This is a genomic window from Lysobacter sp. Soil_N_51 (genome assembly GCF_057655755.1).
Genome location: NZ_JBDGLR010000004.1, coordinates 293,274 through 317,181, shown reverse-complemented (window position 1 = coordinate 317,181; position 23,908 = coordinate 293,274). Strand labels below are relative to the sequence as shown.

The window sequence follows — 23,908 nt, the reverse complement described above, 5'->3', positions numbered from 1 at the left end:
GGCGACAGCATCAGTTCGATCCAGTTGGTCGGTCGAGCCCGTCAGGCCGGACTGCGCCTGAGCGCGCGCGAAGTGTTCCAGCACCAAAGCGTGCGCGCGTTGGCCGTGGTGGTCAGCGAGGACGTCGTCCCCGCATCCGTGCCGACGGTGGCGCCGGTCGGCGAATTGCCGGCCACGCCGATCGTGCGTGATCTGTTCGAACACGACGCGCCGTACGCGCAGTATCAGCAATCGATGCTGCTCAAGGTGCCCGCGCTGCAGGCACGCGCGCTGGCGCAGGCGCTGCAGGCCTTGCTCGATCATCACCACGCCCTGCGTCTGCGCGTGCTCGATCGCGAACGTCTGGAAATCGCGCCGATCGGCGCGGTGCGCGCCGACGATTGCCTGCTCGCGATCGAAGCCGCCACGCCGAGCGCGGACGAAGTCGCCGCGCAGGCCCAGGCCGCGCAGCGGCGTCTGGATCCCGCGGCCGGCCGCTTGCTGCAAGCCGTGTGGTTCCATGCCGGCGACGAATCGCGTTTGTTGCTGGTGATCCATCACCTTGCCGTCGACGGCGTGTCGTGGCGACTGCTGGTGCCCGATCTGCGCGCGGCCTACGAGCAGGCGCTGGCCGAGGCCGATCGGATCGAACTGGAACCGGCGCCGACCTCGCTGCGTGAATGGGCGCTGGCCCTGCCCGAAGCCGCGCAGCGTCGCCGCGACGAACTGCCGCTGTGGCGCGACATGCTCGCCAGCGATGGCGGTGCCTGGTTGCCGCGCGCCTTCGATCCGCGCCGCGACACCATGGCGACGATGCGCACCCATGTCGCCAGCCTGGACGCGGACACCACCCGCACCCTGCTGACTCAAGCGCCGGAACGCATCAACGGCCGCATCAACGACGTGCTGCTGTGCGCCTTCCTGCTCGCCGCGCTGCAATGGCGGCGCGCGCGTGGCGATAGCGACGCGCACGCCGCCGCCTTCGATCTGGAAGGCCACGGCCGCGAAGCGGCGGCGGTGGACGGTTTGATCGAGGGTGCCGACCTGTCGCGCACCGTCGGCTGGTTCACCAGCCTGTTCCCGGTGCGCCTGGATGCGGCCGACTTCGATCTCGATCAGGCGCTGGCGGGTGGCAAGGCCTTGGAACGCTCGCTCAAGTCGGTCAAGGAACAACTGCGACGGGTGCCCGATCAGGGCATCGGCTACGGCTTGTTGCGTCATCTCGATCCGTCCACGCGCGCCGAACTGGCCGCGCTGGCGCCGCCGTCGCTGGGCTTCAACTATCTCGGCCGCTTCGCGGTCGCCGACGCCGGTCGTAACGAAGCTAGCCGCAACGAAACCGACTGGAATCCCGTCGGCGAAGACGGCGGCTTCGGCGGCGGCGGCGACGCCGAGCAGCCGCTGGCGCATCCGTTGGAACTCAACGCCCTGGTCCGCGACGAGGCCGACGGTCCGCGCCTGTACGCGAACTGGAACTGGGCCGGTGAACTGCTCGACGAAGCCGCGGTGGCGGCCTTCTCTCACGCCTGGTTCGACGCCTTGCGCCGCATCGCCGACTTCGCCCGCGAAGCCGACGGCGCCGCGCTGACGCCGTCCGACGTGCCTCTGGTCGCGCTCGACCAATCCGATATCGAACTGCTGGAGTCGCTGTATGCGCAACTCGAAAATTGAAGACATCCTGCCGCTGACGCCGCTACAACACGGCTTCCTGTTCCACGCCTTGTACGACGACAAGGTGCAGGACAGTTACGTGGTGCAGATGACCTTCGTCCTCGACGGCGTGCTCGACCCGGCCGCGTTGCGCGCCGCCGCCGACGCGCTGCTGCGCCGCCACGCCAGCCTGCGCGCGGCATTCGTGCACCACAAGACCAAGGAACCGGTGCAGGTGATCCAGCGCGACATCCAGGCGCCGTGGCGCGAACTGGATCTGTCGACGCTGCCGCCCGAACAACGCGAGGCCGCGCTCGCCCAGGCCATCGCCTACGACGCGCAGGAACGCTTCGACCTGACCCGCGCGCCGCTGCTGCGCTTCGTGCTGGTCCGCGAATCGGCCGCGCGCCATTACCTGATCTTCAACAGCCACCACATCCTGCTCGACGGCTGGTCCACGCCGATCGTGTTGCAGGAACTGTTCGCGCTGTATCGCAACGGCGCCGACACCGACGCCTTGCCGCGAGTCGTGCCGTACCGCGACTACATGCGCTGGCTCGGCGGGCGCGATCATGCGGCCGCGCGCGAGGCCTGGCGCGAGGCCTTCCTCGGGTTCGAGGAACCGACCCGGATCGCCGCCGCCAGCACCGCGCCGGCGGTGCCGGACACCTTGCGCATCGACCTGCCCGACGCACTGATCCAGCGCCTGACCCGGCAGGCGCGCACGCTCGGCGTCACCCTCAACACCGTGGTGCAGGCGGCCTGGGGCGTGCTGCTGGGCCGGCTGACCCATCGTCACGATGTCGCCTTCGGCACCACGGTGTCGGGCCGTCCGCCGGAATTGGCCGGCGTCGAGCAGATGGTCGGACTGCTCATCAACACCTTGCCGCTGCGCCTGCAGTGGCGCCCGGACGAAACCGTCGCCGCGCTGCTGCAACGCTTCCAGCGCGAGCAGTCGGCGCTGCTGGACCACCAGCACCTCGGCCTGGCCGAGATCCAGCGCATCGCCGGCCACGGCGAATTGTTCGACACCCTGGTGCTGTTCGAAAACTTTCCGGTCGGCGAAGACGGCGACGGCCCCAGCGACCTCGCCATCGGCGTGCACAGCCATCACGGCGGCGACACCTCGCACTATCCGGTCGGTCTGGCGTTGATCCCGGGACGGCCAGGCCAGCCGTATCAGCTCAAGCTCAGCTACCGCCCCGACCTGCTCGAACGCGAGCAGGTGCTGCGTATGGGCCTACGCTACCAGCGCCTGATCGACGCCTTCGCCGCCGACGCGCAGCAGCCGCTCGGCCGGATCGACCTGCTCGACGCCGATGAAACCCGACTCGTGCTGCACGACTGGAACGCGACCGCGCACGAACAGTCGAACACTCACTTGGCCGCGCTGCTGTCGGCGCAGGCCGCGCGCACGCCCGACGCCATCGCGCTGTGCTTCGAAGGCAGCTCGCTGAGCTACGCCGAACTCGAAGCGCGCAGCAACCGTCTTGCGCGCGCGCTGATCGCCCAGGGCATCGGCCCGGAATCCATCGTCGGCGTGGCGCTGCCGCGTTCGCTGGACCTGCCGATCGCGCTGTGCGCGGTGCTCAAGAGCGGCGCGGCCTATCTGCCGCTGGACACCGACTATCCGCCCGAGCGTCTGGCCGACATGCTCGCCGACGCCGCGCCGGCCTGCGTGCTCACGCGCGGCGACGTGGCCGAAGCGCTGCCGGCCACCGCGCAGCTGTGGCGGCTCGACGACGACGCGCTGTGCGAACGCCTGGGCCTGGCCGCGCTGTCGACGCACGCGGTAAACGATGACGAACGCAGCGCGACGCTGCGCCCGGAGCATCCGGCCTATGTGATCTACACCTCCGGTTCGACCGGCAAGCCCAAGGGCGCGCTGATCCCGCATCGCGGCGTGGTCAATCGGCTGGATTGGATGCAACGCGAGTACGGCCTGCAAGCCGACGACGCGGTGCTGCAGAAAACCCCGTCGAGCTTCGACGTGTCGGTGTGGGAACTGTTCTGGCCGCTGACCCGCGGCGCGCGCCTGGTGCTGGCGCGGCCCGACGGCCATCGCGAACCGCGCTACCTCGCCGAACTGATCCAACGCGAGCGCATCACCACCGTGCACTTCGTCGCCTCGATGCTGGAAGTGTTCGTGCTCGAAGCCAGCGCCGAGCAATGCGCGAGCCTGCGCCGCATCGTCTGCGGCGGCGAAGCGCTGTCGGCGGATCTGCGCCGGCGCGTGGCCCAGCGCCTGGGACGCCCGCTGCATCACTCCTATGGCCCGACCGAAACCTCCATCGGCGTGGCTGCGTGGCCGTGTCGCGAAGTGGAAGACGGTCCGATCCCGATCGGCGGCCCGATCGCCAACACCCGTTTCTACGTGCTCGACAGCGCACTGCGAGCGGTGCCGCCGGGAACGCTGGGCGAGCTGTACATCGCCGGCGACTGCCTCGCCCGCGGTTATCTCGGCCGCGCCGCGCTCAGCGCCGAGCGCTTCGTCGCCGATCCGTTCGCGCACGGCCAGCGCATGTACCGCTCCGGCGACTTGGCGCACTGGCGCGAGGACGGCGTCATCGTCCATCGCGGTCGCGCCGACCATCAGGTCAAGGTGCGCGGCCTGCGCATCGAGCTGGGCGAGATCGAGGCCGAGCTGGCCCGCGCCAGTTACACGCGTAATGCCGTGATCGTGCGCGAGGATCGACCGGGCGATCGCCAGATCGTCGGCTATGTCGCCGCCGAAGCCGGATTCGACGCCGATGCGTTGCGCGCGCATCTGGCCGCGCGCCTGCCCGACTACATGCTGCCGGCCGCGCTGGTGGCGCTGCCGGCGTTGCCGCAACTGCCCAACGGCAAGCTCGACCGCAAGGCCTTGCCGGCCCCGGATTACGCGCCCGTCAGCCTGCGCGAGCCGCGCGATGAGCGCGAGCGCATCCTGTGCGCGCTGTACGCCGAAGTGCTGGGCGTGCAGCGCGTCGGCATCGACGACAGCTTCTTCGAACTGGGCGGCCATTCGCTGCTGGCGATCCGCCTGATCGGATTGATTCGTTCGCGCCTGCAACTGGAACTGCCGATCCGCGCGCTGTTCGAACACCCCAGCGTGGCCGCGCTGGCGCCGCATCTGGACCGCAACCGCTCGCGCCGGCCGGCGTTGACGGCGGCGCAAGAGCGTCCGCAGGATCTGCCGCTGTCGTTCGCGCAATACCGGCTGTGGTTCCTGCATCAACTCGAAGGACCGAGCGCGACCTACAACATCCCGCTGGCGCTGCGCCTGCACGGCCCGCTCGACCCGGACGCGCTGCAGGCGGCGATCAACGACGTGGTGGCGCGCCACGAAAGCCTGCGCACCCTGTTTCCGGACAGCGACACGCCGCGCCAGCACATCCTGGCCGCGCCCGGAGCGCACGACCGTCTCGACGACAGCGCCGCGTTCGTGTCGCTGGAAACCGTCGACAGCGACGAGTACGCATTGGACGCCGGCCTGCGCCAGGCGGCGGCCTACGCCTTCGACCTGAGCTGCGAATTGCCGCTGCGCGCCAGTCTGTTCCGGATCGGCGCCGACGACCACGTGCTGCTGCTGTTGCTGCACCACATCGCCGGCGATGGCGCCTCGATGGCGCCGCTGTCGCGCGACCTGTCGCAGGCCTATGCCGCGCGCCTGATGGGCACGGCGCCGTCGTGGGCGCCGCTGCCGGTGCAGTACGCCGACTACAGCCTGTGGCAACGGCAACTGATGGGCCGCGAGGACGACGGCGACAGCCTGCTGCGCCAACAGATCGATTACTGGAAGCAACGGCTGGCCGATCTGCCCGACCAATTGCCACTGCCGGCGGACCGGCCGCGTCCGGGCAGCGCCAGTTATCGCGGCCGCAGCGCGCATTTCGAATTCGACACCGCGCTGCACCGCCGCCTGCTGACGCTGAGCCAGCGTCACGGCGCGACCTTGTTCATGGTGCTGCAGGCGGCGGTCGCCGCCTTGCTGACGCGCATGGGTTCGGGCACCGACATTCCGCTCGGCGCGCCGGTGGCCGGCCGTACCGATGCCGCGCTCGAGGATCTGGTCGGCCTGTTCCTCAACACCCTGGTGCTGCGCGTCGACACCTCAGGCGACCCCAGCTTCGCGGCCTTGCTGGCGCGCGTGCGCGACACCGATCTGGCCGCCTACGAACATCAGGACCTGCCGTTCGAACAGTTGGTGGAAACGTTGAATCCTGTGCGTTCGCTGTCCTATCACCCGCTGTTCCAGGTGATGGTGGTGCTGCAGAACATGAGCGCTGGGGAACTGCGCCTACCTGGCTTGCGCTGCGAAGCGCATGCGCTGGAAACGGAGGTGGTCAAGTTCGACCTCAACTTCGCGTTTTCCGAGCGCACCCTGGCCGACGGCGAACCCGACGGCCTGCAAGGCGCGATCGAATACGCCACCGATCTGTTCGACGAAGCCAGCGTGCAGACGCTGCGGCGCCGTTTCGAGCGCCTGCTCCATGCGGTCACCGAAGACGCCGAGCGGACCATCGGCGCGATCGAACTGATGGACGCGAGCGAGCGGCAGTGCTTGCTGCACGACTGGAACGCCACCGCGCAACCCGTGCTCGAAGCGACCTTGCCGGCACTGTTCGAGGCCCAGGTGGCGCGCACGCCATCGGCGCCGGCGGCGATTTACCAGGAGCCGTCGGGCGATGAGCAGCGTCTCGACTTCGACGCGCTCAATCAACGCGCCAACCGTCTGGCCAATGTGTTGATCGCCGAAGGCGCCGGCCCCGAGCGGGTGGTGGCGATCGCGCTGCCGCCGTCGCTGGACCTGCTGGTCGCGCTGCTCGCCACGCTCAAGGCCGGCGCGGCGTATCTGCCGCTGGATCTGGGCAATCCACGCGAACGCCTGGCGATGATGCTCGACGACGCCAGACCGGTGCGCGTGCTCACTCGCGAAGCCTTCGCCCATCTGCTGCCGGCGGATGCGCCGCTGTGCCTGCTCGACGATCCGGCGCTGCAACAGCGTCTGGCGCGCAGCAGCGCCGCCAATCCTGGCGACGCCGACCGGCTGCGGCCGCTGAAGCTGCTGCACCCGGCCTATGTGATCTACACCTCCGGTTCCACCGGCAAGCCCAAGGGCGTGACGGTCGCGCACCGTTCGGCCGCGCATTACTTCGCCTGGTGCCGGCACGCCTACTTCGGCGCGGGCGACGACAACGGCAACGGCAACGGTTCGGCCACCACCCTGTCGGCTGCATTCGACGGCAGCGTCACCGTGCTGTTCGCTCCGCTGTTGGTGGGCCAGCCGCTGACGCTGATCGAAACCGACAAGGATTTCGCTGGCCTGTTCGCCCGGCAACCGGCCGGCGGCTATGAACTGCTCAAGCTGACCCCGGCGCATCTGAAACTGCTCAACGCCACCCTGGAACCGGGCGCGCCGGCACCGGCGCGCACCCTGCTGCTCGGCGGCGAAGCGCTGGTGCCGGCCGACCTCGCCTACTGGCAGGATCGCTATCCGGATGTGCGCCTGATCAACGAATACGGCCCGACCGAGGCCACGGTCGGCTGCAGCACCTACGAAGTCGATGCCGACATGCGCGACGCCACCGCTGTGTCGATCGGCACGCCGATCTGGAACGCGCGGCTGTACGTGCTCGACGAACGACTGCGACCGCAGCCCAGCGGCGTGGCCGGCGAACTGTACATCGCCGGCACCGGCCTGGCGCGCGGTTATCTCAATCGCCCCGGCCTGAGCGCCGAACGCTTCGTCGCCGATCCCTTCGTCGACGGCGAGCGCATGTACCGCACCGGCGATCTCGCGCGCTGGCGCGCCGACGGACGCCTGGACTACCTCGGACGCATCGACCATCAGGTCAAGATCCGCGGCTACCGCATCGAACTGGGCGAAATCGAAGCGGCGCTGGCGCAGGCCGGCTTCGCCCACAATGCGGTGATCGCGCGCGAAGACCACGCCGGCCAGAAACAACTGGTCGCCTATATCGCGGCCATCGGCTTCGACAGCGCCGGTTTGGCTCCCGAAGATTTCGATTCCGCGGCCCTGCGAGCGCAGTTGGCCAAGCGCCTGCCCGACTACATGGTCCCGGCCGCCTTCGTCGTCCTCGACGAACTGCCGCTGACCGGCAACGGCAAACTCGACCGCAAAGCGCTGCCGGCGCCGCAACTGCGCAGCGTCGGCGAGCGCGCACCACGCAATGCCGCCGAAACCCTGCTGTGCGAACTGTTCGCCGATATCCTGCATCTGCCGCGGGTAAGCATCGACGACAACTTCTTCGCGCTCGGCGGCGACAGCATCGGCTCGACCCAGTTGGTCAGCCGCCTGCGCCGCGCCGGCTGGTCGGTCAGCGTGCGCACCGTGTTCGAACACCAGAACCCGGAAGCGCTGGCGCGGGTCATGCGGCCGCTGGCCGATACGGTCAAGACGACCGTGGAGGCGCCGACCGGCGAATTGCCGGCCACGCCGATCATGCATTGGTTCCTCGAACAGGGCGGCCCGTTGCAGCACTACCATCAGTCGGTGCTGCTGCAGGTGCCGGCCGTGCGCGAAGCGGATCTGCTCGCGGCCTTGCAGGCCGTGCTCGACCACCACGACGCCTTGCGCCTGCAACTGACGCCGGAGCAGCGTTGGACCATCCGCGCCGCCGGCGCGGTGCGCGCCAGCGATTGCCTGCTGCGCATCGATAGCGACGAATGGGCCGCACCGGCCGCTGACAAGCGCGAATTCGAAGCGCGCATGCACGAACGCGCCAACGCCTCCGCGGCCACGCTGGACCCGCGCAGCGGCCGCATGCTGCAAGCGCTGTGGTTCGATTACCAGGAGCAGCCGCTGTTGCTGCTGCAGATCCATCATCTGGCCATCGACGGCATTTCCTGGCGCATCGTGCTGCAGGACCTCAAGGACGCGGCCGATGCGATCGCCGCCGGCCGCGCCGTCGTCCTGCCCGCGGTGGCGACGCCGCTGCGCCACTGGGTCCTGCAATTGCCGCACGCCGCCGCGCAGCGCGCGCACGAACTGCCGCTGTGGCAATCGATGCTCGCAGGCCTTGATCCCTTGATCGGCACGCGTGCGCTCGATCGCGCGCGCGACACCGTGGCCACGCGCCGCAGCCTCACCCTCAGCCTGGACAGCGAGATCACCCGCTGCCTGCTCACCCGCGCGCCCGAGACCATTCATGGCCGCATCAACGACGTGCTGCTCACCGGCTTCGCCCTGGCGTTGCGCAGTTGGCGCGCGCGGCGCGGCCTGAGCGATCCGGCCGGCGTTCGCTTCGAACTGGAAGGCCACGGGCGCGAGGAGATCGTGGCCGGCGCCGAGCTGTCGCACACCCTGGGCTGGTTCACCAGCCTGTTCCCGGTGCAGCTGGATCTGGGCGCATTGGACCGCGACGGAATCGATGCGCGCGCCGCCCTGGACGATGAGCGCGCCCTCGCGGCTTGCCTCAAGCAGGTCAAGGAACAGCTGCGCCGTCTGCCCGACAATGGCGTTGGCTACGGCCTGCTGCGCTATCTGCACGAGCCCAGCCGACAAATCCTGGCCGATCAAGCGCAGCCGCAGATCGCCTTCAACTACCTGGGGCGCTTCGGCGCCGGCGATGCGGACGCGGATTGGAGCGCGACGGACTTGGTCGCGGTGCAAGCCGGCGATCATCCCGAACGGCCGCTGTCGCACACCTTGCAACTCAATGCGATCACCCTGGACGGCGCGGCCGGACCGGTGTTGAACGCGACCTGGAGCTGGGCCGGCGAGTTGCTCGATGAGCGCGACGTGCGCGAACTGGCCGAAGACTGGCACGCCGCCTTGCGCGCCATCGCCGATTACGCATCGCATGCCGAGCGCGACGGATTCACCGTGTCCGACCTGCCGCTGGTCGCGCTCGAACAGACCCAGATCGAGGCCATCGAGGCCGCGCAGCCGGCGCTGGCCGACATCCTGCCGCTGTCGCCGCTGCAGCACGGCTTCCTGTTCCATGCCTTGTACGACGAACAGGCGCACGACAATTACATGATGCAAGTGGTGCTGCGCTTCGACGGGCCGTTGCGTGGTGAGGCGTTGCGCGCGGCCGCGAACCGGCTGTTGCAACGCCATGCCAATCTGCGCGCGGCCTTCGTGCATGAGGGCCTGGACGAAGCGGTGCAGGTGATCGCGCGTACGCTGGACGCGCCCTGGCGCGAAGTGGAGCTGGACGAAGACGGCTTCGCCGAGTTGCTGCGCGAGGATCAGCAACAACGCTTCAACCTGAGTAAGGCGCCGCTGCTACGCTTCACCCTGGTGCATACCGGGTCCGAGCAGCATTACCTCGTATTCACCAGCCACCACATCCTGCTCGACGGTTGGTCCACGCCGATCCTGATCCAGGAATTGCTGACGCTGTACGCACAAGGCGAAGACACCGCGCTGCCGCGGGTCACCCCCTATCGCGACTACCTGCGCTGGCTGGCGAACCGCGACAAGCCGGCCGCGTTGGCGGCCTGGCGCGAGGCGTTGGACGGGCTGGATGAACCGAGCCGGATCGGCGCGGCGAACACCGCCGCGAGCACGCCCGAACTGCTGCGCTACCAGCTGCCGCAAGACCTCAGCACGCGTCTGGTCGAACAGGCGCGTCAGTGCGGCGTGACCCTCAACACCGTGATCCAGGCGGCGTGGGGCATCCTGCTCGCGCGCCTGCTGCGTCGCGACGACGTGGTGTTCGGCATCACCTTCGCCGACCGTCCGGCTGAACTGGCCGGCAGCGAACAGATGGTCGGCCTGCTGATCAACACCTTGCCGCTGCGCCTGCGCCTGCACGCCGGCGAATCCTTGCACGACCTGCTGCGGCGCCTGCAACAGCAACAATCGGCGCTGCTAGAACACAGCCACCTCGGCCTGAGCGAAATCCAGCGAGTGGCCGGCCTGGGCGAGTTGTTCGACACCTTGATGGTGTACGAGAGCTATCCGATCGACGAGGCCAGTCTGCAAGCCCAATCGCAACAACTCAGCGTCGCCTTCCACAGCCACCACGGCGGCGACACCTCGCACTATCCACTGGGCTTGTCGGCGGTTCCGGGCGAACGCATCCGCCTGGGCTTCAGCTACCGCACCGACGTGTATACGCCCGCGCAAGTCGAACGCCTGGCCGACAGCTACACCCGCATCCTGGAAGCGTTCGCCGATCAGCCGCAACGGCCGTTGGCGCAACTCGACGTGCTGCCCGCGCCGGAACGCCAGCGCCTGTTGCACGACTGGAACGACCGCGCCCTGCCCGTCGCCGCGCTCGATCTGGCGACAGTGCTGGAACAGCAAGCCGCGCGCAGCCCCGACGCGACCGCGCTGATCTTCGCCGAGCAACGCCTCAGCTACGCGCAATTGCATGAACGCGCGCATCGGCTCGCCAGCGTGCTGCGCGCGCGCGGCATCCGCGCCGAGGACCGGGTCGCGGTGGCGCTGCCGCGTTCGGCCGAACTGGTCGTCGCCCTGCTCGCGGTGCTCAAGGCCGGCGCGGCGTATCTGCCGCTGGACGTCGACTATCCGGCCGAACGTCTGGCCTATATGCACGACGATGCAGGCCCGGCGATCACGGTCACCCGTCGCGACGCGATGCAGGCCGTGCCGGACAACGCGCTGCTGCTCGACGATGACGCGGTGCGCGAAGCCATCGACAACGTTGCTGTCGACAGCGCCGCGGCCGACAGCGCGCTGCGTGCCGAATTGCAGCTGGATCACCCGGCCTACGTCATCTACACCTCCGGCTCCACCGGCAAGCCCAAGGGCGTGGTGGTAAGCCATCGCCAGATCGTGCATTCGAATGCGGCGCGACTGGACTACTACGGCTCCGCCAACGGCGGCGATCCCGAAACCGTGCTGCTGCTCCCGTCGGTAGCTTTCGACGCATCGCTCGGCGCGATCCTGCATGCCTTGAGCAGCGGCGGCACGCTGGTGCTGCCGGCGCCGGGACAGGAGCGCGAGCCGGCGGCGCTGGCCGAACTGGTGGCTCGACATAACGTCCAGGCCTGGCTCAGCGGGCCGGCGCTGTATCGCGCGGCGCTGGAGCAGGCGCAGGGCCGCCTGTCGACGCTGACCCGCGTGGTGTTGGGCGGCGAATCGATCGCGGCCGCGCTGTTGCAACAGCACCGCGCACAGGCCTCGGCGGATTGCGCGCTGTACAACGAATACGGCCCGACCGAGGCCAGCGTGTGGTCGAGCGTGGCGCGGCTGCGCTCGCAAGCTCGCTCCGAGGTTGATGCCGACGAACTCGCGAGCGAACTGATCTGCATCGGCGCTCCGATCGCCAACACCCGCGTATACGTGCTGAGCCCGCAACTGCAACCGCAGCCGGTGGGCATCGCCGGCGAGTTGTATATCGCCGGCGCCGGCCTCGCGCGCGGTTACCTTGGGCGCGCCGCGCTCAGCGCCGAACGTTTCGTCGCCGATCCGTTCGTTTCGGGCGAACGCATGTACCGCAGCGGCGATCTGGCGCGCTGGCGCGAAGACGGTCAGCTCGAATACCTCGGCCGCGACGACGGCCAGGTCAAACTGCGCGGCTTCCGCATCGAACTGGGCGAGATCGAAGCGGCCATCGCCAGCGTGGGTTACCCGCACAACGCGGTCGCGGTGCGCGAGGACATTCCTGGCCAACGGCAATTGATCGCCTATCTGGTGACCCGCGCCGATGCGCTCGACACCGATGCGCTGCGCAGCAACTTGACCCGCAATCTGCCTGAACACATGGTTCCGGTCGCCTTTGTCGCGCTGGACTCTTTGCCGCTGACACCCAACGGCAAGCTGGATCGCAAAGCCCTGCCCGCGCCGGAAGCCAGCCGCGATATCCGCCTGCCGCGCACTGCGTTGGAACAGTCGCTGTGCGACCTGTTCGCCGCGGTGCTGGGACTGGACCGGGTCGGCATCGACGACAGTTTCTTCGCCCTGGGTGGCGACAGCATCAGCTCGATCCAGTTGGTCGGACGCGCGCGTCAGGTCGGTTTGCGCTTCAGCGCACGCGATGTGTTCCAGCATCCCAGCGTGCAGGCGCTGGCCCGCGTCGCCGCCACCAGCGAACCGGTCGACACGTTGCCGCAGCAGGCGCCGACCGGCGTGCTGCCGGCCACGCCGATCATGCAATGGTTGCTGGAGCGCGAGGGTTCCTACCAGCACTTCTGCCAGACCATGCTGCTGCAAGTGCCGAAACTGCGGCACGAACCCTTGCTAGCCGCGTTGCAGGATCTGATCGAACACCACCATGCGCTGCGCATGCGTCTGCGCGACGGCTCGTCCGAAAGCGGTTCATTCGAAATCCGCGCGCCCGGCAGCCTGCGCGCGGCCGACTGTCTGCAGTCGGTGCCGCTGCACGGCCTGTCCGCCGAAGCGCGCGAGCGCCGCATGCACGAGGCGATGCTCGCCGCGCAGTTGCGGCTGTCGCCGGCCGACGGACGCATGCTGCAGGCAGTGTGGTTCGACGACGGCGCGGATTCGCGCCTGTTCCTCGCCTTGCATCACCTGGTGGTGGACGGTGTGTCCTGGCGCATCCTGGTGCCGGACTTGCAGGCCGCGTGGGAGGCGCGCGCCGCCGGCGTCGCGCCCGATCTCGCGCCGGTGCCGACCTCGTTCCGTCACTGGGCCCTGGCCCTGCCGGCGGCCGCCGCCGCGCGCATCGAGGAACTGCCGTTCTGGCAGGCGATGCAGCAAGGCGAAGATCCGCCGCTGAGCGCGCGTGCGCTCGATCCCGCGCGCGACACCCTGGCTAGCCAACGCCATCTGTCGCTGCGATTGGAGCCGGAGGTGACGCGCCTGTTGCTGACCCGTGCGCCCGAACGCGTCCACGGCCGCATCAACGACGTGCTGCTGTCGGCGTTCGCGCTGGCGCTGGCCGAGTGGCGCCGCCGCCACGGCCTGGGCGATGTCGAGCAAGTACGCTTCGATCTCGAGGGCCATGGCCGCGAAACCTTGAGCGGAGCTGGCACCGAAGGCATCGACATCAGCCGCACCGTCGGCTGGTTCACCAGCCAGTTCCCGCTGCGGCTGTCGCTGAGCGGCATCGACCAGACCGCGGCCGCGCACGGCGGGACCGCGCTGGACACCGCGCTCAAATCGGTCAAGGAACAATTGCGCGCCCTGCCCGACAACGGCATCGGCTACGGCTTGTTGCGTTACCACAATGCGAGCGGCCGCGCCACGCTCGGCGGCCAGCCCGCCGCGCAGATCGGCTTCAACTATCTGGGCCGTTTCGCCATCGCCGAGCACGGCCAAAGCGCTTCGGATTGGGCCCAGGCCGAGGCCGCCATTCCCGGCGCGGGCGAGGACGCGCCGCTGGTCCACGCGCTTTCGCTCAACGCTACCACCGAGGACCGCCGCGACGGTTCGGTGCTGTGCGCCAACTGGAGTTGGGCCGGCGAGTTGTTCGACGAGCCGGCCATCGGCGAACTCGCGCAACTGTGGTTCGAGCTGCTGCGGCAGATCGCGCGCAACGCCGCGCAGGACGAGCGCACGCTGTTCACGCCCTCGGACCTGCCGCTGATCGCGCTCGATCAGCAGCGCATCGAAGCCATCGAGGCGATCCAGCCGCCGCTGGCCGACATCCTGCCGCTGTCGCCGTTGCAGCACGGCCTGCTGTTCCACGCTCTCTACGACGACGGCGCGCCCGATGCCTATCTGGTGCAGCAGGTGTTCCGCTTCGAAGGCCGGCTGGATCCGGCGGCGATGCAGACCGCCGCCGACCGTCTGCTCGAACGCCACGCCAACCTGCGCGCGGCCTTCATCCACGACGGACGATCCAGCACGGTCCAGGCCATCGCCCGAGTGGTCAAGGCGCCGTGGCGCTTCGTGGAAACCGACGACGCCGGCTTGCAGACGCTGTTGCTGCTGGACAAGCAGCAGCGCTTCGAACCGTCGCAGGCGCCGCAGCTGCGCTTCACCCTGGTGCGTACCGCATCGGACCTGCACTACCTGGTGTTCACCAGCCACCACATCCTGCTCGACGGTTGGTCGATGCCGATCGTCCTGCGCGAATTGCTCGCGCTGTACCACGCGCGCGGCAGCGACGCCGCGTTGCCGCCGGCACCTGCGTATCGCGACTACCTGGCCTGGATTGGCGCGCAGGATCGCGAAACCGCGCGCGCGGCCTGGCGCGAGGAACTGGCCGACCTGGACGAACCCACGCTGCTGGCGCCGCAGGCATCGGACGAACCGTTCATGCCGCGCACCCATCAACACCTGTTCTCGCGCGAACTCACCCAGGCCCTCAACACCCAGGCGCGCCGTCATGGCCTGACCCTCAACACCCTGCTGCAAGCGGCCTGGGGCTTGTTGTTGGCGCAGTACACCGGGCGCCAGGACGTCGTGTTCGGCATCACCGTGTCCGGCCGTCCGCCTGAAGTGGCCGGCGTGGAGCGCATGGTCGGCCTGCTGATCAACACTCTGCCGCTGCGCCTGCGCATCCGGCCCGAGCAAACGCTCGGCGCCTGGCTGGACGACCTGCAGGCGCGCCAGGCGCGGCTGCTCAACGAGCAGTTCCTGGACCTGCCGCAGATCCTGCGCGACAGCGGCCACGCCACGTTGTTCGACACCTTGATGGTGTACGAGAACTATCCGCTCGATCCGAACGATCGACGCGCGCTGGAAGCCGACAGCGAACTGCGCATCGGCATGGCCGAGGGCCACGGCGGCGATCTGTCGCACTACCCGCTCAGCCTGTCGCTGCTGCCGGGCGAACGCCTGCGCCTGGATTTCAGCTATCGGCCCGACGTGTTCTCGCTGGCCGACCTCGAAGCGCAGATCCGCCGCTACGCCCGTCTGCTCGAAATCCTGACCGGCGATCTCAGCCTGCCGATCGGTCGCCTGGATCTGCTCGAAGACGGCGAACGCACCCGCCTGCTGCAAGCCAGCGGCGCTGAACTGCACGAACTGCCGTCCGGCGGCCTGCACGATCTGTTCGCGCAAACCGCGGTTCGCACGCCGAACGCCACCGCGTTGGTCTGCAACGGACAGCAGTTGGATTTCGCCGAACTCGACGCCCGTGCCAACCGCCTGGCCCATGTGCTGATCGCCCGCGGCGTCGGCGCGGAAGACCGGGTCGCGCTGGCGCTGCTGCGCACGCCGGACATGATCGTGGCGCTGATGGCCGTGCTCAAGGCCGGCGCCGCTTATCTGCCGCTGGATATCGAGCAGCCCGCCGAGCGTCTGCATGAAATCCTCGACGATGCCCTGCCCGCCGTGGTGATCGGCAGCAGCGCCGGCACGCGCGCGCTGACGCAGGACGATCGCGGCCGCGAACTGCCCTTGCTGATGCTCGACAGCGCCGACACCCGCGAACTGCTCGCTGCGGCTCCCGATCACGCGCCCAGCGACGCCGATCGCCGCCGGCCGTGGTCGTCGCTGCATCCTGCTTATGTCATCTACACCTCCGGCTCCACCGGCAAGCCCAAAGGCGTGGTGATTTCCCACGATTCGCTGGCCAATCTCTACCATCATCACAAGCAGATCCTGATCGATCGCGAGGCCGCCTTCGCCGGCGGCGTGCGCCTGCGTTTCGCCCTGACCGCGTCGATGGTGTTCGACACCTCGATCGAGGCCTTGCTGTGGATGACCGCGGGTCACGAGCTGCACCTGATCGACGAGCAGGTGCGCAAGGACAGCCAATGGCTGGTCGACTACGTGGTCGAGCACGGCATCCACGCGATGGACGTGACCCCCTCGTTGTTCGAAGTGCTGCTGCAGGACGGATTGCTCGAACGCGACGACAGCCAGCTGTGCTGCGTGATGCTCGGCGGCGAAGCGGTCAGCGAGGCGCAGTGGCGCGTGCTCGGCGAATCGCCGCGCGTGCGCGGCTACAACCTGTACGGCCCGACCGAGTGCACCGTCGACGCCTGCTTCGCCAGCATCGACCCCGGCAGCCGTCCCGCCATCGGCGCGCCGGTGTGGAACAGCCGCGCCTATGTGCTCGATGCGCGTCTGCAACCGTTGCCGGTCGGCGTCGCCGGCGAGTTGTACCTCGCCGGCGCATTCCTGGCCCGCGGTTATCTGGATCGTCCGGCGCTGAACGCGGAACGTTTCGTCGCCGATCCCTTCGCCCATGGCGAACGCATGTACCGCAGCGGCGATCTGGCGCGCTGGCGCAGCGATGGTCAATTGGAGTACCTGGGACGCAGCGACAATCAGGTCAAGATCCGCGGCCATCGCATCGAACTGGGCGAGATCGAGGCCCGCATCGCGCAGTCGGGTTACAGCCAGAACGCGGTACTGGTGCGCGACGATCAGCCGGGCCGCAAGCAACTGGTCGCCTATATCGCGACGGCCGATGCCGCCGCTGTCGACCTGGATGCGCTGCGCCGGCAACTGGCCGCGCAACTGCCCGACTACATGGTGCCGGCCGCGTTCGTGCGCCTGCCGCGGTTGCCGTTGAACATCAGCGGCAAGCTCGATCGCAAGGCCTTGCCGGCGCCGGACTTCGCCTCGGCGAGCGTGCGCGCGCCCCGCGATGCGAAGGAGCAGTTGTTCTGCACCCTGGTCGCCGAAGTGCTCGGCCTGGAGCGGGTCGGTATCGACGACAACTTCTTCGCCCTGGGCGGCGACAGCATCAGTTCGATCCAGTTGGTCAGCCGCGCGCGCAAGCAAGGCCTGGTCATCACCGCGCGCGACGTGTTCCGTCAGCAGACGGTCGAGGTTCTCGCCGCGTCGGCCGCGCCGCTGCCGCGCACCGCCGCCGCGCCGCTGGAAGCGCCGACCGGAACCCTGCCGGCCACGCCGATCATGCACTGGCTGCTGGATCAGCCCAAGCTCGCCGAGTCCTTCAATCAGTCGATGACGCTGCCGCTGGGTCTGGCCAATGCGCACGGCGACGTGCTGACGCAGGCGCTGCAGGATCTGCTCGATCACCATCATGCGCTGCGCTTGCGCGTGGATGCCGGCCGCCAGCTGCGCATCGTTCCGCAAGGCGAGGTGCGCGCGCAGGATTGCCTGCGTCGGGTGTCGCTGGTCGGTCTCGACGCCGCGGCGCGTAAACGCGTCATCGAGGACGCGCAGCGAAGCGCTCGCCAGAACCTCGCACCCGCTGAAGGCCGCATGCTGCAGGCTATTTGCTTCGTCGACGACCACGACGCGCAGTTGCTGCTGACGATCCATCACCTGGCGGTGGACGGCGTGTCCTGGCGCATCCTGCTGCCGGACTTCCAGACCGCATTGGACGCGCGCAAACGCGGCCTGGCGCCGCGCCTGGAAACCGCTGCGACCTCGCTGCGCCACTGGGCCATGCAACTGCCGGCGATCGCGGCCACCCGCCGCGGCGAACTGCCGCTGTGGCAGTCGATGTTCGCCGGCGACGATCCGGCCTTGAGCGAACGCGCGCTCGATCCGCGCCGCGACCTCGGCGCGACCCAGCGCACCTTGACCTTGCGCCTGGACACCCGGATCACCCAGCAGCTGCTGACCGTGGCGCCGACCCAGATCCACGGCCGCATCAACGACGTGCTGCTGACCGCGTTCGCGCTGGCGCTGATCGACTGGCGCCAGCAGCGGCTCGGCATCAACAACGCGTCGCTGCGTTTCGATCTGGAAGGCCACGGCCGCGAAGCCATCATCGAAGGCGCCGACCTGTCCCACACCGTGGGCTGGTTCACCAGCGAATTCCCGCTGCAGCTCGATCTGGCCGGGCTGAATCTGGACGATGCGCTGCGCGGTGGCGCCGCGCTCGAACAGGCGCTCAAGCGAGTCAAGGAGCAGCTGCGCCGGCTGCCCGACAACGGCACCGGCTACAGCCTGCTGCGCTATCTCGACGAACACGGCCGCGATGCCCTCGCCGGGCAACCGTCGCGTCAGGTCGGCTTCAATTACCTGGGCCGCTTGCAGGCGGTCAACGAAACCGACGACGACCGTCAGCTCGACGAACCACAATCCGAAGCGCCGCACGGCGACGATGCGACCTGGCCGCTGTGGCATGTGCTCGGCCTGGACGCGGTGACGATCGACCACGCCTCCGGCCCGATGCTGCACGCCACATGGAACTGGGCCGGCGAACTGTTCGACGAGACGGCGATCCGCGCATTGGCGCAACGCTGGTTCGAACTGCTGGGCTGCATCGCCGAACGCGCCACCCATGCCACGCCGGGGTTCACCCCGTCGGACCTGCCGCTGGTCAAGCTCGATCAGGCGCAGATCGAAGCGATCGAAGCCAGCCAACCGCCGCTGGCCGAGATCCTGCCGCTGTCGCCGCTGCAGCACGGCCTGCTGTTCCACGCCATCTACGACGAGGACAGCGTCGACGCCTATCTGGTCCAGGAGGTGTTCCGTTTCGACGGCGCGCTGGACGCGCAGATGCTGCAGACCGCGGCCGACCGCTTGCTGGAGCGGCACGCGAATCTCAGCGCCTCGTTCGTGCATCAGGGCCTGCCGGAAGCGGTGCAGGTGATTCCGCTCAAGCCGAAGGCGCCGTGGCGCTTCGTCGACAGCGACGTGGCCGATGTGCCCGCGCTGCTGCGCGAAGATCAACAGCGCTTCGACCCGTCGCAGGGACCGCTGCTGCGTTTCCTGCTGGTGCGCACCGCGCCCGAATGCCATTACCTGGCGTTCACCAGCCATCACATGCTGCTCGACGGCTGGTCCTCGCCGATGGTGATGAAGGAACTGCTGAGCCTTTATTACGCGCGCGGCGATCGCTCGGCTCTGCCCTACGTCACGCCGTATCGCGAGTACCTGGCCTGGGTCGCCGCGCAGGACCGCCAGGCCGCGCGCGACACCTGGCGACGCGAACTGGCCGATCTCGACGGCCCCACCCTGCTGGCGCCGCAGGCATCGCCCGAACCGGTGATGCCGCATACCCATCCGCACGATTTCTCGCGCGAACTCACCCAGGCGGTGACCGCGCAGGCGCGTCGCCACGGTCTGACCATCAACACCCTGCTGCAGGCCGCATGGGGCCTGTTGCTGGCGCAGAGCACCGGACGCCAGGACATCGTGTTCGGCATCACCGTCTCCGGCCGTCCGCCGGAACTGGCCGGCGTGGAGCGCATGGCCGGCCTGCTTATCAACACATTGCCGTTGCGGCTGCCGATCGACCCGGCGCAAACCCTGGGCGACTGGCTGGCCGCGCTGCAGGACCGGCAGGCGCAGTTGCTGGATGCGCAGCACCTGGGGCTCAGCCAGATCCTGCAGGACAGCGGCCATACCCAGTTGTTCGACACCTTGATGGTGTTCGAGAACTATCTGATGGACGCCGACGACCAGCGCCTGTCGAATGCCGACGGCAGTCTGAGCATCTGCCTGGTCGACGGCTTCGGCGGCGACAAGTCGCACTACCCGCTGACCTTGCTGTCGATGCCCGGCGAATGGGTGAAGTTGAATTTCAGCTATCGCCCGGACGTATTCGCCAAGAGCGACATCCAGCGCTTCGCGCGCCGCTACGAGCGCATTCTCGAACAGCTGGTGGGCGATCTGAGCTTGCGCGTGGGCCAGCTCGATCTGCTCGAGCAAAGCGAGCGCGTCCAGCTCGAGGCCTGGAACGGCAGCGAGCATCCGGTCGTGGTGGAAAGCCTGGCGGCCTGCTTCGAGCGTCAGGCGCGCCTCACCCCGGACGCGGCGGCCTTGGTGGCCGGCGAACTCAGCTTGAGCTATGCCGAACTCGACCGCCGCGCCGACGCATTGGCGCAACGGCTGATCGCGCGCGGCGTCGCCGCGGAGCAATGCGTGGCGCTGTTGCTGCGTCGTTCGCCCGAACTGGTCATCGCCACTTTGGCCGTGCTCAAGGCCGGTGCGTATTACCTGCCCCTGCACGAACAACATCCGGACGAACGTCTGGCGCTGCTGTTGGCCGAGACCGACACGGTGCTGTTGATCGCCGACGCCAGTATCGAAGGCCGCAATCTGCACGGTTGCAAGCTGGCGCCGTCGCAGGTGCTGCGTGTGGACAAGACCGATGACGATGCGGCGCCGATGCCGACTGTTGTTTCGTCCTTGCCCGTCGTGCACCCGCGACAGCTGGCCTACGTCATGTTCACCTCCGGCTCCACCGGCCGTCCCAAGGGCGTGGCGGTGGAACAAGGCGACATCGTGGCCTTCGCTCGCGACCGCCGTTTCGCCCGCGATCACGATGTGGTGCTGCTGCATTCGCCGCACGCCTTCGATGCGTCCACTTATGAGTTGTGGGTGCCGCTGCTCAACGGCGGTTGCGTGGTGGTCTGCACGGTCGACAGCAGCGACGGCCGGCAGATGCAGCGGCTGGTCGCCGAACACGGCGTGCGCAGCATGTGGCTGACCGCGGGCCTGTTCCATGAATTCGTCGAGTCGGCGCCGGAGCTGTTCGCCTCGCTGGTGCAAGTCTGGGCCGGCGGCGACGTGCTGTCCGCCGATGCGATCCGCCGTCTGCAGGCGCGCTATCCGGCGCTGCGCATCGTCAACGGCTACGGCCCGACCGAGACCACCACCTTCGCCCTGACCTGCGCCGTGCCGCCGCTCGCGACCGACGCGGTCAGCGTCCCGATCGGCGAGCCCTTGGACAATATGCGCGTCTACGTGCTCGACGGCGCGCTGCGACCGGTGCCGCCGGGCGTGCCCGGCGAGTTGTATATCGCCGGCGCCGGTCTGGCCCGCGGCTACCTGGGACGGGCGTCGTTTACCGCCGAGCGCTTCGTCGCCAATCCCTACGCGCCCGCGCATCACCGCGGCGAGCGCATGTACCGCAGCGGCGACCTGGTGCGCTGGCGCGAGGACGGCCAGATCGAGTTCATCGGCCGCGGCGACCAGCAGGTGAAACTGCGCGGTTTCCGCATCGAGCCGGGCGAAATCGAAAACGTGCTGCAGGCCTATCCGGCGGTGGCCCAAGCCATCGTGCAGGTGCGCGAGGACGTGCCCGGTCACAAGCAACTGGTCGGTTATGTCGTGCTCAAGCAAGGCGGCGGTCAGCGCGACACCGCGCTGGAGACGCGCCAGGTCGACGAATGGGAGTCGCTGTATCAAGACCTGTACGACGAAGACACCGTCGATGCCGAGGCGCCGGAGTTCGGCGAAGACTTCCGCGGCTGGAACAGCAGCTACACCCAGACGCCGATTCCATTGGAGGAAATGCGCGAATGGCGCGCGGCCACGGTGCGACGCATCCTCGCGTTGCGCCCGCGCCGGGTGCTGGAAATCGGCGTCGGCAGCGGCCTGATCCTGGCGCCGGTGGCGCCGCATGTGGAGACCTACCACGGCACCGATCTGTCGCGCGCCACCGTCGAGCGTCTGCAGCGCCAACTCGCGCAGCGGCCGGAACTCGCCGGCAAAGTGCAACTGCATACCCTGCCCGCGCACCGCACCCGGCAGGTGGTCGCGTCCTTGCCTGTCGAGGCGTATTACGACGCGATCATCGTCAACTCGGTGCTGCAGTACTTCCCCAGCAGCGATTACCTGCTGGAGGTGATCGAGCAGGCGATGAGCCTGCTGGCGCCGGGCGGCGCGCTGTACCTGGGCGACGTGCGCAACCTGCAACTGCTGCGCAGCTTCGTCAACGCCGTGCAACTGCATCAGGCCGAGAACGGCATCGACGCGACCACCCTGCAACGCCGCATCGATCAGACCCTGCTGACCGAGAAGGAACTGCTGCTGGCGCCGGAGTTCTTCACCCAGCTGCCGCAACGGTTGCCGCAGATCGCCGCGGTCGATATCCAGACCAAGCGCAGCGTTCACGCCAACGAGCTGACCCGCCATCGCTACGAAGTGGTGCTGCGCAAGCAGGGTCCGCAAGTGCGTTCGGCCGCCGCGCTGCCGACCCAGCCGTGGTCGCCGGCCTTGCTCGAATCCGGCGCGCTCGCCGCGCGGCTGGCCGAGCATCCCTCGGGATTGCGCGTCACCGACGTGCCGCATCCGCTGTTGCAGCCCGAACTCGACGCACTGCATCAGTTGCAGGCCGGCCGGCGCATCGCCGAAGTGCGCACTCGCCTGCTGGCGGCGCAACCACTCGGACTGCCGCCGGCCGAGGCGCTGCATGCTCAGGGCGAAGCACTGGACTGCGAGGTCGCGGTGACCTGGTCGGCGCCCGAACGCGGCGTGGAACTGCTGTTGCTGCCGAAGGACGACGGCGAAGCGATCTGGACCGACATCCATCAACCGGCCCACCCGCGCGACTTCGATGCCTGCGCCAACAGCCCGGGCAGCTTCGATCGTCTGTCCGAGCTGCGTCAGCATGCGCAACGGCATCTGCCCGACTACATGCAGCCGCTGCTGGTGCCGCTGCCGATGTTGCCGCTCACCCCGAACGGCAAGGTGGATCGCAAGGCCCTGCCCGCGCCGGAGTTCACCTCCAGCCATCGGCGCGCGGCCACGACACCGCAGCAGCAGGCCTTGTGCGAGCTGTTCGCCGAAGTGCTGGAACTCAACGAGGTCGGCATCGACGACGACTTCTTCGAGATCGGCGGCCACTCCCTGCTGGCCACGCGTCTGGTCGGCCGCATCCGCCACACTCTGGGCGTGGAAGTGTCCGCGCGCCTGCTGTTCGAATCACCCACGATCGCGGCCTTGTCCGAACGCATGGCCGAACCGTTGCAGGCGCTGTCCGCGCTCGAACCGGTGGTGACGATCCGCGCGCAAGGCAGCCTGCCGCCGCTGTTCTGCCTGCCTCCGGGCGGCGGTCTGGGCTGGTGGTATCGCGGCCTGACCCGTTATCTCGACCCGCAGCGTCCGATCTACGCCCTGCAGAGCGCCAGCCTGATCGATCCGTCCGCGCCGTTGTCGCGAAGCGTGGAAGAAGACGTCGACGCCTACCTCACGCAGATCCGCGCGATTCAACCCGAAGGGCCGTATCACCTGCTCGGTTATTCCTACGGCGGCGCGACCGCGTTGGAACTGGCCCTGCGCCTGCAACACGCGGGCCAGGAAGTCGAGCGACTGGTGATATTGGACTCGTGCATCCGCACCTCGATGCCGGGTTTCGATCCCGCTACCGTGCCGAGGGGCGACGCCCGCGCGAGCATCCTGCAAGGCTTCCTGGAGAACATCGCCGGCTGCGACATCGGCGACTACGATCCGCAGTCGCTGGACTTCGACAAGGCGATCGAACTGTTGAAATACAGCATCTTCTCCGGCTTCGACGCCGGTTTGCTGGAACGCTTCGTCGCCACCCAGAACAACGACTCGGACTTGCTCAACGACTACAAGCCCGGTGCGAAGTTCCGCGGCGACGTGGTCTTCTTCATCGCCACCCAGGACTGCCAGGGCGAGGCCTATGTGCTGGAACCGGGCACCTTCAAGCACAACATCACCGGCGCGCTTCGCACCCACGACATCGATTGCCGCCACGACCAGCTGACCCATCCGCACAACCTGGCCCGCATCGGCCGCACGCTGGCGCAGGACTATCGCCTGTGA

Annotated in this window: 2 protein-coding genes (1 of these 2 running past the window's edge); both read left to right on the top strand. The window is 68.5% G+C overall.

What is annotated here, in order from left to right:
• A protein-coding gene (locus tag AC3A4T_RS08995; protein ID WP_487675068.1) for a non-ribosomal peptide synthase/polyketide synthase crosses the window boundary here: on the top strand, nucleotides 1-1,650 show its end. Its footprint begins 26,193 nt before the window's first position; 1,650 of the gene's 27,843 nt are visible here — the last part of the coding sequence; its start codon lies beyond the left edge, outside the window; it ends in the stop codon at nucleotides 1,648-1,650.
• Complete coding sequence (locus AC3A4T_RS08990; protein WP_487675067.1) at nucleotides 1,631-23,908, top strand: non-ribosomal peptide synthetase; 22,278 nt, start codon at nucleotides 1,631-1,633, stop codon at nucleotides 23,906-23,908. Before AC3A4T_RS08995 ends, AC3A4T_RS08990 begins: the two co-directional genes overlap by 20 nt.

Bases quoted from the DNA above. Each gene is read 5' to 3' on its own strand.
- AC3A4T_RS08990 (WP_487675067.1), top strand. From the start codon at position 1,631: ATGCGCAACTCGAAAATTGAAGACATCCTGCCGCTGACGCCGCTACAA.